The organism is Pseudonocardia lutea, from assembly GCF_042658055.1.
Classification (GTDB): domain Bacteria; phylum Actinomycetota; class Actinomycetes; order Mycobacteriales; family Pseudonocardiaceae; genus Pseudonocardia; species Pseudonocardia lutea.
The window spans coordinates 3740-18855 of sequence record NZ_JBHSQK010000097.1; the positions used below are offsets into that span (position 1 = coordinate 3740).

A 15116-nucleotide genomic window follows, 5' to 3' on the forward strand; every position below is an offset into this window, starting at 1 on the left:
CGGCCCCGGCCGGCGCTCCGCGGTCGTCGTCGGCGGCGGGCTGCTCGGCCTGGAGGCCGCCCGGGCCATGCGCCTGCTCGGGCTGTCCCCGCAGGTCGTGGAGATCGCGCCCCGGCTGATGCCGGTGCAGGTCGACGAGGGCGGCGGCGCCCTGCTGCGCGACCTCGTGACCCGGCAGGACATCGCGGTGCGGACCGGTGTCGCCGTCACCGGCATCCGCGAGGAGCGGGACCGGCTGGTCGCCACGCTGTCCGACGAGGTGGAGCTCGACGCGGACGTCGTCGTCTTCTCCGCGGGCATCCGGGCCGCCGACTCGCTGGCCCGCGAGGCCGGGCTCCGCCTCGGTGAGCGCGGCGGCGTCTGGGTGGACGCGACCTGCCGCACCGAGGACGCGCACGTCTGGGCCATCGGCGAGGTCGCGGCCCTGGAGGGCCGCACCTACGGCCTGGTCGCGCCGGGCTACGCGATGGCCGAGGTCGTCGCGGACCGGCTGCTCGGCGGGCGGGCGACGATGACGCCCGAAGAGCTGGACATGTCGACCAAGCTCAAGCTGCTGGGCGTCGAGGTGGCGAGCTTCGGGGACGCGCACGCGGCCTCCGAGGGCGCGCTCGAGGTCGTCGTCAACGACCCGGTGGCGGGCACCTACTCCAAGCTCGTGGTGTCCGACGACGCACACACCCTGCTCGGCGGCGTGCTGGTCGGCGACGCGTCGAAGTACTCCACGCTCCGCCCGATGGTCGGCATGACGCTCCCGGCCGACCCGGTCGCGATGATCGCCCCCGGCGGCGTCGAGCTGGGGGCGGACGCCCTGCCGGACTCCGCCCAGATCTGCTCCTGCAACGCCGTGACCAAGGGCGCGCTGAAGGAGGCCGTCGGGGGCGGCGCGTGCACGGTCCCGGACCTCAAGGCCTGCACCAAGGCCGGCACGAGCTGCGGCTCCTGCGTCCCGCTGCTGAAGAAGCTGCTGGTGGACGAGGGCGTCGAGGTCTCGAAGGCGCTCTGCGAGCACTTCGACTTCTCCCGCGCCGAGCTGTTCCAGATCATCGCGAGCACCGGGATCCGGACCTTCTCGGAGGTCGTCGAGTCCCACGGCCGGGGCCGCGGCTGCGACCTCTGCAAGCCCGCCGTCGCGTCGATCCTGGCCAGCCTCGGGAACGGCCACATCCACGAGGGCGAGCAGGCCACCCTGCAGGACACCAACGACCACTTCCTCGCGAACATGCAGCGCAACGGCACCTACTCGGTGGTGCCGCGGATCCCCGGCGGCGAGATCACACCGCAGGGACTGATCGTGATCGGCGAGGTGGCGCGGGACTTCGGCCTCTACACCAAGATCACCGGCGGCCAGCGGATCGACCTGTTCGGCGCCCGCGTCGAGCAGCTGCCCGCGATCTGGAAGCGCCTGGTGGACGCCGGGTTCGAGTCCGGGCACGCCTACGGCAAGTCGCTGCGCACGGTGAAGTCCTGCGTCGGGTCGAGCTGGTGCCGCTACGGCGTGCAGGACTCGGTCGGCATGGCGGTGCTGCTGGAGCTGCGTTACCGCGGACTGCGCAGCCCGCACAAGCTCAAGTCCGGCGTCTCGGGCTGCGCGCGCGAGTGCGCCGAGGCCCGGTCCAAGGACTTCGGCGTGATCGCCACGGAGAAGGGCTGGAACCTCTACGTCGGCGGCAACGGCGGCGCGACGCCGCGGCACGCCCAGCTCCTCGTGCAGGACGTGGACCAGGAGACCCTGGTCCGCACGATCGACCGGTTCCTCATGTTCTACATCCGCACCGCGGACCGGCTGCAGCGCACCGCGCCGTGGCTGGAGGAGCTGGAGGGCGGGCTCGACCACCTGCGCGAGGTGATCGTGGACGACACGCTCGGCATCTGCGGCGAGCTCGACGCGGCGATGGCCCGGCACGTCGAGAACTACGCCGACGAGTGGCGCGGGGTCCTCGAGGACCCGAAGAAGCTGGAGCGCTACGTCTCGTTCGTCAACGATCCCGCGACGCCCGATCCGACCATCTCGTTCGTGACCGAACGGGGCCAGCCCCTTCCGGCGCCGCGGGCCGGCGATCCCGAGCCCGTCCTGATCGGGGTGCCCGCGTTCGGCCGTCAGGAGGTCCAGCGATGACCACGACCGACGAGCGCCCGCTCACGGACACCACGGACCCGGCGCTGCGCTGGGAGACGGCGTGCCCGCTGGAGCGGCTGCAGCCCGAGCGCGGGGTCGCAGCCCTGTTCGGCGACGAGCAGGTCGCGCTCTTCCGCACGCACGCGGGCGAGCTGTACGCGATCGGCAACATCGACCCCAGGTCCGGCGCCGCCGTGCTGTCCCGCGGCATCGTCGGGGACCGGGGCGGGGAGCCGACCGTCGCCTCGCCCGTCTACAAGGAGTCGTTCAGCCTGGTCGACGGCCGCTGCCTCGACGCCCCCGGGGTCTCCGTGCCGGCGTACCCGGTCCGGCTGCACGCGGGGCTCGTGCAGATCGGGTTGCGGTGACCACTCCGGCCTACGGTCCCGACCCCGACGTACCGGAGAATGGGCTGATGAGCGCCCCCACCACCACCGAGGCGCAGGTCCCGCCGCTGGCGGGCTTCACCGTCGGCGTCACGGCGGCCCGCCGGGCCGAGGAGCTGGGCACGATGCTCGAGCGTCGGGGGGCGTGCGTGCAGCACGGTCCGGCGCTGCGCATCGTCCCCCTCGCCGACGACGCCGAGCTCGAGGCCCGCACCCGGGACCTGATCGCCCGGCCGCCGGACGTCACCGTCGCCACCACCGGCATCGGCTTCCGCGGCTGGATCGAGGCCGCCGACGGCTGGGGGATGGGCGAGGACCTGCTGGCCGCCCTGTCCCGGGGCGAGCTGCTGGCCCGGGGTCCCAAGGCGCGCGGGCAGATCCGGGCCTCGGGGCTCACGGAGGTGTGGTCCCCGCCGTCGGAGTCCTCGGCCGAGGTGCTGGACCACCTGCTGGAGGAGGGGGTCGCCGGGCGGCGGATCGCGGTCCAGCTGCACGGCGAACCCCTGCCGGACGTCGTCGAGGCCCTCGAGATGGCCGGCGCCGAGGTCGTCGAGGTGCCGGTGTACCGGTGGGTGCCGCCCGCCGACCTGGCCCCGATGGACCGGCTGACCGATCTCGTGCTGGGCGGCGGCGTCGACATGCTGACCTTCACCAGCGCCCCCGCGGCGGCGAGCCTGCTGGCCCGTGCGACCGAGCGGGGCCTGCGGGAGGAGCTGGTCGCGGCGCTGCGCGGCCCCGTGCTGGTCGTGTGCGTCGGGCCGGTCACGGCTGCGCCGCTGGAGGCCGTCGACGTCCCGACGCTGCAGCCGCAGCGCTCGCGCCTCGGCGCCATGGTCCGCGCGCTGGAGGCCGAGGCTCCGGCCCGGGCCCGCCGGCTGCCCGTCGCCGGGCACCGGCTCGAGCTGCGCGGGCACGCCGCGCTGGTCGACGGCGAGCTCAAGGCGGTGCCGCCCACGGGCATGGCCCTGCTGCGGGCGCTCGCCCGGCGTCCGGGGCGGGTGGTGTCCCGGGCGGAGCTGCTGCGCGCGTTGCCCGGTGGGGGCGACGACGAGCACGCCGTCGAGACGGCGATGGCCCGGCTGCGGTCGGCGCTGGGCGTGCCGAAGCTGATCCAGACCGTGGTCAAGCGGGGGTACCGGCTCGCGCTCGACCCCAGCGCGGGTCCGTCGCCGCTGGGCGGGCACTGCGTGTCCGGGGACGAGCGGTGAGGAACGGGACGAGGTCGTCGGAGCACGGCTCGCTGCCGGGGCCGCCGACGGATCCGCTGTCGGCACCGGGGTCGCTGTCGAGTCGGGGGTCGCTGTCGGGTCCGGGGCCGGGGGAGTGCCCGGGCGCGGGCCTGCGGCCGCTGGTCCTGGTCGCGCACGGGAGCCGCTCCGACGCCGCCGACGCGGTCGTGCAGGAGATCGCCGCCGGGGCGCGCACCGCGCTACCCGGTGTCGAGGTGCGGGTCGGGTACGTCGACGTCCGGAGCCCGGCCGTCGCCGACGCCGTGCGCGGGCTCGACGGCGCCGTGGTGCTGCCCGCCTTCCTCGCCTCCGGTTACCACGTGCGCACGGACCTTCCGGCGCAGCTCGGCGAGGTGGGCGCCGGGCCGGACCGGTTCGTCGTCACGCCCGCGCTCGGCCCCGATCCGCTGCTGGTCCGCGCAGCGCTGGCCCGGCTGGCCGACGCCGGGCACCGGCCCGGCGACACGGTCGTGCTGGCGGCGGCGGGCTCCTCCGACGCGGCGGCGCTGGCCGAGGTCCGGACCGCCGGCCGCATGCTGGCCGACGCGCTGGGCCGCGGCGTGCGGACCGGGTTCGCCGCCACCGCCGCACCCCGGATCGACGCCCTGGTCGACGGGCTGCGCCGGGCCGGCTCCGAGCGGATCTCGGTGGTCTCCTGGCTGCTCGCGCCGGGGGTGTTCCACACCCGGATCCGCGCGGCGGGCGCCGACGCCGTGGGCGACCCGCTCGGCGCACACCCGGACGTCGTCGCTGCGGTGGTCGAGCGCTACCGCGCGGGTGTCGAGAGCGGCCGGCTGGCGGCCTGACGTTCACTCACCGGCTGTTGCTTTCCGTGGTCGCATGATCGTCGAGTGTGTGCGTTCGCGGCCGGCCGAAGGACCGTTGCCGCACACCGTCGCTGATCATGGGCGCGGCCGAGAGTCGCGCTGCAGATGATCGTTGGCTGCGTGCCTTCGCGGCTGGTCGGAGGACCGTCGCCGCACAGTGCTGCTGATCAGGGGCGCGGTCGAGGAGTTGCGCGGCGGGGTGATCGTTGGCCGCGTGCATTCCCGGCTCGTCGACGGACCGTTGTCGCAGCCCTTCCCTGATCACGGGTGCGGTCGTGGGAGCGGTGCTCGTGTGCTCGGCGGGCTCCTGCAGTGGCGGAGGGTCGTCAGCCCCGAGGCGCGGCGTCGCTGATCAGCCGCGGTCGCGGGGGAGGCGGCCGTCGACGAGGAGCACGCCCTCGGCGCGCAGCCGCGCGGACTGCTCCTGCGCGATGTGCGGGGCGCAGGTGCCGTCCGCGCGCAGCACGCGGTGCCAGGGCAGGTCGTGACCGTCCTCGGCGAGGATGCGGCCCACGAGACGCGCCCGGCCGGGGATGCCGGCGTCGGCGGCGACCCGCCCGTACGTGCTGGTCGCACCCGGCGGGATCGCGGCGACGACGGCGCGCACCCGCTCGAGCGTCTCCTCGTCCATCAGTCCTCCAGGAAGCCCCGCAGGTGCTCCGCGACCTCCGCGCCCCGCTCCAGGTACAGCATGTGCCCGGTGTCCACCGGGATGACCGTGAGCTGCTCGCCGAGCTCGGCCCGGCAGGCCTCGAGCCACTTCTCCGAGACGAAGTCGGCCCGGGTCGCCGGCACCACCAGGGTCGGCCGCCCGGCCGGCGGCACCACGGCCTCGCGCGCCATCTCGCCCCACGCCGCGACCAGCGCCGCTCGTGAGTAGCGCCACCGCCAGGCGCCGTCCCGCTGCTCGAGATGGGCCTCGACCTCGGCGTCGACCAGCTCCGCCGGCACCCCCTGCCAGCTCTCCGCCTTGGCCGCCCGGGCCGCCTCCCTGTCCGGGAACGACTCGTCCGCCCGCGACTCCTCCGCCGTCTCGAGCATGTCCTGCGGGTCGAGCCCGATCGCCGGGTCGAGCAGCACGAGCTTCGTGACGCGCTCCGGTGCGGTGCGGGCGAGGTGGGTCGCGATCGCCCCGCCGAACGAGTGCCCGACGACGGCCGCCCGGTCGATCCCGTGCGCGTCGAGCACGCCGAGGGCGTCGGCGACGTGCTGCTCCAGGTTCCACGGCGGCACCCACGGCGAGCGCCCGTGCCCGCGGAGGTCGACCCCGAGCCAGCGCAGCGCCGGGAGGGCCCCGGTGAGCGGGCGGAAGCGCAGGCCGTGCCCGGTGACACCGTGCAGGGCCAGCACCGGTGGACCGTCGGGGTCGCCGGCGAGGTGGACGTGGAGGGGAGCGTCGGGCACGGAGTGATCGTGCCACCCCCGTCCGTGATCGCGGTGGGCGTCACCGGAACGCTGTCGGAGCGGCAGCACTGTGACGCCCGGACGGATCACGAGCGCCGGCCCCCTGCCCACCCCACACGGATTGTCGGTGGGGCGTGGTCGAATCGTCGGCGTGAGTCCCGATCCCGCCCGCCGTGCCGCGGTCGACGGCCTGCCCGTCGGCGGCGGTCGGGCGAGCGCGGCCGAGGGCCCGCTGTTGGTCCGCCCGGCCCGGCCCACCACGCCCGAGCCGGAGTGGGAGGCGGCGGCGCGGCGGGTCGTCGAGCACGGGGCCGGCCCGCTGCGGGTGATCGGCGGGCCGGGCACCGGCAAGACCACGGTGCTGCTGGAGAGCGTGGCGCGGCGGGTCCGGGCCGGCGTGGACCCGGGCCGCATCCTGTTCCTCGTCGGCAGCCGCCGCGCGGCGGCGGACCTCCGGGAGCGGATCGTCCGCCGGATCCACCCGGACGATCCCGCGGCCACCGCCATCCAGGCCCGCACCTCGCGCGAGATGCTCGTGCGCACGGTGCACTCGTACGCGTTCGGGATCATGCGGCTGCACGCGGCGCGGGCGGGCGACCCGCCGCCCCGCCTGCTCGCGGGCGCCGAGCAGGACGCGGTGGTCCGGGATCTCCTGGCCGGCGAGATCGCGAACTGGAACGGCAGCGTCCCCGGCTCGGGCTGGCCCGAGCGGCTGCGGCCCGCGCTCGGCATCCCCGCCTTCGCCGCCGAGCTGCGCGAACTGCTGCTGCGCGCCGAGGAGCGCGGGCTCGGGCCCGAGGAGCTCGTCGCCCTCGGGGAGCGCCACGGGGTGCCGGAGTGGGAGGCCGCCGGCCGCTTCTTCCGCACCTACGAGCAGGTCATCCTGCTGCGGGGCGCGGCGGGCGGGGCGGCCCCGCAGGCGACCGCGCCCGCGCTCGACTCCGCGGAGCTCGTCGCGGCGGCGCTCGACGCGCTGGCCTTCGACCCCGAGCTGCTCCACGCCGAGCGGGAGCGCGTCCGCCACCTCCTGGTGGACGACGCGCAGGACCTCGACCCCCAGCAGCTCGAGCTGGTCCGGGTGCTGGCCCGCACCGCGACCAGCGCGCTGATCGCCGGCGATCCCGACCAGGCGGTCCTCGGGTTCCGCGGTGCCGACCCGGACGGGTTGCGCGCGGTCGACGCGCCCACCGCCGTGCTGACCGTCGACCACCGGCAGCGTGACGCGGTACGCGCCGCCGGTGCGCGGCTCGCGTCGAGGCTCGCCGGATCGGGCGAGGGGCGGCTGCGGATCGCCCCGTCCCGGACGGACCACCCCGCGCACGAGCTCCCGGATCCCGGGTCCGTGCTGGTCCGGACGTTCTCCTCGGCCGCCACCGAGGCGGCCTGGATCGCCGACACGTTGCGCCGCGCGCACCTCGTCGAGGGCGTGCCGTGGTCGGAGATGGCGGTGCTGTCCCGGTCGGCGCGGCGGACCCTGCCCGCGCTGCGGCGTGCGCTGGTGGCGGCGGGCGTGCCCATCGCGGCGCCACCCGAGGAGCTGCCCCTCGCGCGCCAGCCCGCCGTGCTGCCGTTCCTGCTGATCCTGCGGGCCGCCACCCGGCCCGAGGAGATCGACGCCGACGCCGCCACCGCGCTGCTCACCTCGGCGCTCGGCTCGGGCGACCCGATGCGGATGCGCCGGCTGCGCCGAGGCCTGCTCCGGCTGCACGCCGCGGGGGAGGAGGGTCGGCGCCGCCGCGCCCGGACCCCCGGCACCGATCCCGCGCCCGCCGACACCCCGTCGGACGGGCCGGCGGCACCGCACGGAACCCCACCGGACGGAGCCGCGCCGGACGGCACCACCCCCGACCCGTACGACCTCTCCGCGGAGGACGTGGAGCGCGTCGGCAGCGACCCGCTGCTGGTCGAGGCCCTCCGGGCGGCCGCGGCGGGCCGGCCCGACCCGCTCACCGCGCTCCCGCCCGGCGACAGCGCGCCCCTGCGCGCCGTCTCGGCCCTGCTCGCCACGGCCGCCGAGGCCGCCGGCGAGGGCCGCACGGTCGAGGAGGTGCTCTGGCGGGTGTGGCAGCGCAGCGGCCTCGCCCGCCGCTGGGCCGCCGCCAGCGCCCGCGGCGGTCCGGTCGTGACCCTCGCCGTCCGCGACCTCGACGCCGTCCTCGCCCTGTTCGACGCCGCCGCCCGCTACACGGACCGGCTCCCCGGGGCGGACGTGGCCGGGTTCGCCGAGTACCTGGGCGACCAGCACCTGCCCGGCGACACCCAGACGACCGGCGCCCCGCGGGAGGACGCGGTCGCGCTGCTCACCGCGCACGCCGCCCGTGGCCGCGAGTGGGAGGTCGTCGCGGTCCCGGGAGTGCAGGAGGGCAGCTGGCCGGACCTGCGGCTGCGCGGCAGCCTGCTGGGCAACGAGCGGCTGGTCGACGTCGTCGCCGGGGTCGCCGAGCCGACCGGTGCCGAGGCGGCGGTGTCCCGGGTGGCGCCGTTGCTCGCCGAGGAGCGGCGGCTGTTCTACGTCGCCTGCACCCGCGCCCGTCGCACCCTGATGGTCAGCGCGGTGCACGCGGAGGACGAGCAGCCCTCCCGCTTCCTCGACGAGCTCGACCCGCTGCCGGCCGACGCGTCCGAGGGCAGGACCACCTTCCGGCCCGGCCGGGCGCTCGTCCTGGCGGAGCTGGTCGGCGAGCTGCGCCGCGCCGTCACCGAGGCGGACCACGGCGACCCGCAGCGGGCGGCGAGGCGCCGCCGCGCGGCCGCCCAGCTGGCCCGGCTCGCCGCGGAGAAGGTGCCCGGCGCGCACCCGGACGACTGGTACGGCCTGCCCGAGCCCTCCGCCGACGCGCCGCTGCGCCCGGAGGGCGAGATCGTGCCCGTCTCGCCGTCGGACATCGAGCGGATCCTGTCCTGCCCGCTGCGCTGGGTGCTGGAGCGGCACGGCGGCAACGAGACCGGAGCCCTCTCGGCCGTCACCGGCTCGCTGGTCCACGCCCTGGTGCAGGCCGAGGCCGCGGGCGCCGACCCGGCGGAGCTCGACGCCGCGCTGCGCACCGCGTGGGCCCGGCTGGACGCGGGTGCACCCTGGTTCGGCCGCCGCGAGCTGGCCCGGGTCCGCGGCATGCTCGCCGGCTACCAGCAGTGGCTCCGGGAGAGCCGGGCGCAGGGGCTGCGGCTCGTCGCGGTCGAGCACCCGGTGCAGCTCGACATCGAGGGCGACGACCCGGAGGAGATCGAGGTCGGCAGGCCCCGGCCCGCGGTGCGGCTGCGTGGCCGCGTCGACCGGTTGGAGGTCGACGCGGAGGGCCGCCCGGTCGTCGTCGACGTCAAGACGGGGCGGACCGCGGTCAGCGCCGCCTCGGCCGCGGAGCACCCACAGCTCGCGGTCTACCAGCTCGCCGCGACCCTGGGCGCCTTCTCCGACCTGGTCGGGGAGGGCGCCGTGCCCGGTGGTGCGCGCCTGGTGTTCGTGGCCGACCGGAAGGCGACCGGCTCGCCCAAGGAGCCGGTCCAGCCCCCGCTCGACGCCGAGGCCGCGGCCCGGTGGCGGGACGTCGTGTGGGAGGCGGCGAGGGAGACCTCCGGCCCGGCCTACGTCGCACGCGTCGGACCGGACTGCGACCGTTGCCCCGTCCGGGCGAGTTGCCCCGCCGTCGAGTCGGGTCGCTCGGTGGTCGAGGAGTGAGCCGGGCGGACCGTCCGCCCACCCCGCCCGACCTGCCACGACCGTGCACCGCGCCCCTGCGTCCGCTCGGAGTATCGGCGATCACCCGGCCGTGGAGCGACGCTAGGTTCGGGCGCGTCCCCCTTGTGTTCATCCCGTCGCGCCGCTGCTCCCCGCGTCGTCGCGTGGCGGTCCGGTTCCTGGAGGCTCCCCGTGTCCCGCCAACGCGTCCGTGCGGTCGGCATCGCCGGCCTGCTGGCCGTCGTGCTCAGCGCGTGCGGCTCCGCGGCCGAACCCGAGTTGACCGCCGCCCCCGACTCCTCGCAGGGTGCCGTGCTCGCCGCGCCGACCACGGCACCCCCGCCGACCTCCTCGGCCCCGCCGACGCCGGCCCCGACCACCACCGCGAAGCCGACGCCGACCACCCCGAGGAAGGCGGCGCCGAACGCGGCCCGGCAGGCCGCGGCCGCCTCGTCCGGTGTCGCCTGGGTGCCCGTGGGAGGCGACGAGTTCACCGGCGGCTCCCTCGACAAGGGCAGCTGGGGCACCTACGACTCCAAGGGCGCGTTCGGCAACGGCCGGCGCAGCTCCGACGCGGTGTCCGTGGTCGACGGCGCGCTCACCATCACCGCCCGGCCCGGGGACGGCGGCGTCTCGGGCGGCGTCGCCCACTCGAAGGGGCAGCTGTACGGGCGCTGGGAGTTCCGCGCACGCACCGACAAGGGCCGCGGCTGGGGCTCGGCGATCCTGCTGTGGCCGGACTCGGAGAAGTGGCCGGACGACGGCGAGCTGGACATGATGGAGGTCCCCGGCGAGAACCGGGACCTGGCGCACACGATCATCCACTACGGAGGTTCGGCCAACAAGACGTTCGGCGACGCCACCAAGGGCGACTTCTCCCAGTGGCACACCTTCGTGTTCGAGTGGCTGCCGGACCGGCTCACCGCCTACATCGACGGCAGGAAGACCTTCGAGACCACCGACAAGGCGATGATCCCGACCACGCCGATGCACGCGACCATTCAGCTCGACCAGGGTCCGGCCAAGGACTGGATGGCGGCGCCGGACGACACCACCCCGGCCGAGACGCGGCTGCAGGTCGACTACCTGCGGGTCTCGGCACTGCCCGGACAGGCCGCCTGAGCCCGTCGTCGCCCGCGCCGGACACCGCCGCCCGCCCGGGGCCGATCTGTCGGTGCGGTCGGGTAGACAGGTGACGTGACCCTCGCCCCCGCGGACACGGGCCTCGCGCCCGCGGTGCTGGCGCGCGCCCTGGGGCTGCCGCCGCCCACCGAGGAGCAGGCCGCGGTGATCGCCGCGCCGCCCGAGTCCGCGCTGGTCGTGGCCGGGGCCGGCGCGGGCAAGACGGAGACGATGGCCGCCCGCGTCGTCTGGCTCGTGGCGACCGGGCAGGTGCTGCCCGAGCAGGTCCTCGGGCTCACCTTCACCCGCAAGGCCGCGCAGCAGCTCGGCACCCGGGTCCGCTCGCGGCTGCGTCGCCTCGCCGGCTCCCCGCTGCTCGACGAGCTGGACCCCGGCGGCGGCCGGCGCGCCGCCCTGCTCGCGGGCGAGCCGACCGTCGCGACCTACCACGCCTACGCGGGCCGGTTGGTCGCCGAGCACGCGCTGCGGCTGCCCGCCGAGCCGGCGTCGCGGCTGCTGGGCGAGACGGCGGCGTGGCAGCTCGCGCACCGCGTCGTCTCGTCCTGGGCCGCGGACCTGGAGGTCGACCGGGTGCCGGCCACGGTCACCGGGTACCTGCTCGCCCTGGCCGGGGAGCTGGGGGAGCACCTCGTCGAGCCGGAGCGGTTGCGCTCCTTCACCGCGGGCGTGCTGGCCGTGATGGAGAACGCGCCGCCGGGCAAGCGCCAGCGGGCCGAGCCGTCGCAGAAGTACCGCGACCGGATGCACGCGCAGCGGCTGCGGGCCGAGCTGCTGCCGCTCGTCGAGGAGTACGCGCGGCGCAAGTCCGCCGAACGCGCCATGGACTTCTCCGACCAGCTCGCGATCGCCGCCCGGGTCGCGGAGGCCCGGCCCGAGGTCGGCGCGATCGAGCGGGCGCAGTACCGGGCCGTGCTGCTCGACGAGTACCAGGACACCGGGCACGCCCAGCGGGTCCTGCTGCGCGCGCTGTTCGGCCGCATCCCCGGCGAGCCGGTCCGGGAGGAGCCGCTCGCGGTCACCGCGGTCGGCGACCCCTGCCAGTCCATCTACGGCTGGCGCGGCGCGAGCGCCGGCAACCTCACCCGCTTCCGCACGGACTTCCCGCGCCCGGGCGGCGAGCCCGCCCGCGAGTACGGGCTGCTCACCAGCTTCCGCAATCCCGCCGAGGTGCTCGACCTGGCCAACGCCGTGTCCGAGCCGCTGCGCACCGCGCCGGACTCCGTGGCGGTCGGCGCGTTGCGACCCGGTCCGCAGGCGGTGCCCGGCGAGGTGCGGGTGGCGCTGCACCCGGACGTCGTCGCCGAGGTCGAGTGGGTGGCGGAGGGCATCGCGGAGCACTGGCGCACCCGGGACGCGGCGGGGCAGGCCCCGCCGACCTCGGCGGTGCTGGTGCGCCGCCGCGGCGACATGGACGCCCTCGCCGCGGCGCTGCGCGCCCGGGGGCTGCCGGTGGAGGTCGTCGGGCTGGGCGGCCTGCTCGACACGCCCGAGGTCCGCGACCTGGTCAGCGCGCTGCGGATCGTGGCGGACCCGTTGGCGGGGCCCGCGGCGGTGCGGCTGCTGACCGGTGCCCGCTGGCGGCTCGGGGTGAGCGACCTGGCCGCGCTGTGGGCGCGGGCCCGCGAGCTGGTGCCGCCGCTGCCCTCGCGGCGGGGCCCGCTCCCGCCGGAGGAGCTCGCCCTCGGCGCGTTGCCGGGGGAGCAGGCCGAGCAGGCGGGCCTGGTCGACGCGCTGGACGACCCGGGCGAGCCGGAGCGGTACTCCCCGGCCGGGTACGCGCGGATCACCCGGCTCGCGCGCGAGCTGTCCTGGCTGCGGTCGCGGGCGTCGGCGCCGCTCACCGACCTGGTGGCCGACGTCGAGCGGGTCCTGCTGCTCGACGTCGAGACCGCGGCCCGGCCCGGGCCCGCCGGCCGCGCGCACCTCGACGCGTTCGCGGACGTCGTCGCCGACTTCTCGGCGGGCGCCGAGGTGGCGAGCCTGCCCGCCCTGCTCGACTACCTCGAGACCGCGGAGAAGGCCGAGGACGGGCTCTCGCCGGGCGAGGTCGAGGTGGCCGAGGACCGGGTGCAGATCCTCACCGTGCACGCCGCGAAGGGCCTCGAGTGGGAGGTCGTGGCGGTGCCGCACCTGGTCGCGCAGGTCTTCCCGGGGCGGCGGATGTCCGGCACGTGGCTGACCGGTGTGGCCGAGCTGCCGGTCCCGCTGCGCGGGGACGCGGACGACCTGCCCGGCCTGTACCTCCCGCCCGGTCCGGACCGCAAGCAGGTCGAGCTGGCGCTCGACGAGCACGACGCCGCCCTCGAGGAACGCCGCAGGACCGAGGAGCGGCGGTTGTTCTACGTGGCGCTCACCCGCTCCGAGCACGTCCTGCTCTGCTCGGGCCACCACTGGGGCGCCACGGGGTCGAAGCCGCGCGGGCCCTCGCCGTTCCTCGAGGAGCTGCGCGCGATCGCCGAACCCGAGGTGTGGGCGGAGCCGCCGGAGGAGGGCGCCGAGAACCCGGTGCTCGCCGAGCAGGTCACCGCGGAGTGGCCCGCGAACCCGCTCGGCCCGCGTGCCGGGGCCGTGCACGAGGGCGCCGAGCTGGTCCGCGAGGCCCTCCGCACGCAGGAGCGGGCGCGGCGGGCCGAGCGGCGCCGGGCCCGCGAGACCGACCAGCTGAGCTTCGACATCGAGCCCGAGCCGAGGGAGGAACCGGACCCGGAGGGCTGGGCCGCCGACGTCGACGTGCTGCTGGCCGAGCGGGCCGCCGGGATCGCCCGCCCCTCGGTGGCGCTGCCCGGGCACGTGTCGGTGAGCCAGCTCGTCGAGCTCGCGGCCGATGCGGACGCGTTCGCCGCCGGGCTGCGCCGCCCGCTGCCGCTGCCGCCGAACCCGCACGCCCGCCGCGGCACCGCGTTCCACGCCTGGCTGGAGCAGCGGTTCGGGGCGGAGCACCTGCTCGACATCGACGAGCTGCCCGGCGCGGCGGACGAGGGCGCCAGCGAGTCGTCGGACGCGGAGCTGGCCGAGCTGCAGGAGGCCTTCCTGGCCTCGGAGTGGGCCGACCGGGTGCCGGTCGAGGCCGAGGTGTCCTTCGAGACGGTGCTGGCCGGGGTGGCCGTGCGCGGCCGGATGGACGCGGTGTTCGCCGACCCGGACGGCGGGTTCACGGTCGTGGACTGGAAGACGGGTGCGGTGCCGGACGAGTCGCGCCGCCAGGCCGTCGGCGTCCAGCTCGCGGTGTACCGGCTGGCCTGGGCGGCGCTCGCGGAGGTGCCGCCGGAGAAGGTGCGGGCCGCGTTCCACTACGTGCGCGAGGGCGTCACCCTCCGGCCCGCCGACCTGCAGAGGGCCGAGGAGCTGCACGCCATGATCCGGAGCCTCCCCGAGCGCGCCTGAGCTCGCGCGCGACACCGGGGCTCCGGAAAGCAGCAGGGAACCATGATGCGATCCAGGCGCCCCCGGAATCGCATCATGGTTCCCTAGTGCGAGCTCAGGTCCGGCTCAGTGCGCGACCGCCTTCTCGGCGCCGGCACCGGTGAGCGAGCGGACCTCCATCTCCGCGTACTTCTCCTTGTTCGCCTTGTCCTTCGACAGCACCGTGCCGAGGTAGCCGAGCAGGAAGGACGCCGGGATCGAGACCAGGCCCGGGTTGTCGAGCGGGAACCAGTGGAAGTCCACGCCCTGCAGCATCGAGTTGCTGCGGCCGGTGGCCGGGTCGACCGGCTTCCCGGACACGACCGGCGAGAAGACGATCAGCACCAGCGTGATGGCGAGACCGCCGTAGATGCTCCACAGCGCGCCGTTGGTGTTGAACCTCTTCCAGAACAGCGAGTAGAGGATGGTCGGCAGGTTCGCCGAGGCCGCGACCGCGAAGGCCAGCGCCACGAGGAACGCGATGTTCTGCCCGTTGGCGAGGATGCCGCCGAGGATCGCGACGATGCCGATCACGACCGCCGTGCGGCGGGCGATCTTCACCTCGGTGTGCTGCTCGTCCTGCACCTGGCCGTGCTTGATCACGTTGACGTAGATGTCGTGCGCGAACGAGGCCGACGCCGTGATCGTGAGCCCGGCGACCACCGCCAGGATCGTCGCGAACGCGACGGCCGCGATCAGGCCCAGCAGGACGGTGCCGCCCAGTTCGTACGCCAGCAGCGGGGCCGCGGAGTTGGCCGCGCCGGGAGCCTTCTTGATCGCGTCCGGACCCACGATCGCGCCCGCGCCGTAGCCGAGGACCAGCGTGAACAGGTAGAAGATGCCGATCAGCCAGATCGCCCAGGTCACCGAGCGGCGGGCCTCCTTGGCCGTGGGCACGGTGTAGAAGCGCATCAGGATGTGCGGCAGGCCGGC

At 76.1% G+C, this 15116-nt stretch carries 10 protein-coding genes; 7 read left to right on the top strand and 3 right to left on the bottom strand.

Annotation, left to right across the window (positions count from 1 at the left end):
• From nirB to ACFQH9_RS28710, 4 genes are all read left to right on the top strand, one after another.
• Positions 1–2116 (top strand): nitrite reductase large subunit NirB (nirB, locus tag ACFQH9_RS28695; protein ID WP_379570966.1); only part of this gene is annotated, 2116 nt, incomplete at its 5' end.
• Positions 2113–2484 carry a nitrite reductase small subunit NirD gene (gene nirD / locus ACFQH9_RS28700; protein WP_379570968.1) on the top strand — a complete coding sequence of 124 codons (372 nt, stop codon included), beginning with the start codon at positions 2113–2115 and terminating at the stop codon, positions 2482–2484. The genes nirB and nirD, both read left to right, overlap by 4 nt.
• Positions 2485–2531: 47 nt before the next feature.
• Entirely contained in the window at positions 2532–3710 is a 1179-nt protein-coding gene (locus ACFQH9_RS28705; RefSeq protein WP_379570970.1) for a uroporphyrinogen-III synthase, read from the top strand.
• Positions 3707–4537 carry a sirohydrochlorin chelatase gene (locus ACFQH9_RS28710; protein ID WP_379570972.1) on the top strand — a complete coding sequence of 277 codons (831 nt, stop codon included), beginning with the start codon at positions 3707–3709 and terminating at the stop codon, positions 4535–4537. The genes ACFQH9_RS28705 and ACFQH9_RS28710 overlap by 4 nt, the downstream gene beginning before the upstream one ends.
• 373 nt (positions 4538–4910) lie before the next feature.
• On the opposite strand, the gene ACFQH9_RS28715 is transcribed toward ACFQH9_RS28710, so the two are convergent.
• Positions 4911–5189, bottom strand: a complete 279-nt coding sequence (locus ACFQH9_RS28715; protein ID WP_379570974.1) for an MGMT family protein — start codon at positions 5187–5189, stop codon at positions 4911–4913.
• Positions 5189–5962, bottom strand: a complete 774-nt coding sequence (locus tag ACFQH9_RS28720; RefSeq protein ID WP_379570976.1) for an alpha/beta fold hydrolase — start codon at positions 5960–5962, stop codon at positions 5189–5191. Before ACFQH9_RS28720 ends, ACFQH9_RS28715 begins: the two co-directional genes overlap by 1 nt.
• Positions 5963–6113: 151 nt before the next feature.
• Between ACFQH9_RS28720 and ACFQH9_RS28725 the strand changes: the two genes are divergently transcribed.
• The 3 genes from ACFQH9_RS28725 (at position 6114) to ACFQH9_RS28735 (ending at position 14165) form a co-directional block, all read left to right on the top strand.
• Positions 6114–9638 (top strand): ATP-dependent helicase, encoded by a 3525-nt coding sequence (locus tag ACFQH9_RS28725; RefSeq protein ID WP_379570978.1) that lies wholly within the window; start codon positions 6114–6116, stop codon positions 9636–9638.
• A 192-nt stretch (positions 9639–9830) separates the two neighbouring features.
• A complete protein-coding gene (locus ACFQH9_RS28730) occupies positions 9831–10760 on the top strand; it encodes a glycoside hydrolase family 16 protein (protein WP_379570980.1) in 930 nt (309 codons plus the stop codon).
• A gap of 75 nt (positions 10761–10835) precedes the next feature.
• Entirely contained in the window at positions 10836–14165 is a 3330-nt protein-coding gene (locus ACFQH9_RS28735) for an ATP-dependent helicase (RefSeq protein ID WP_379570982.1), read from the top strand.
• Between the two features lie 105 nt (positions 14166–14270).
• On the opposite strand, the gene ACFQH9_RS28740 is transcribed toward ACFQH9_RS28735, so the two are convergent.
• The coding region (locus ACFQH9_RS28740; protein ID WP_379570984.1) for a solute symporter family protein at positions 14271–15116 on the bottom strand (846 nt) is incomplete at its 5' end.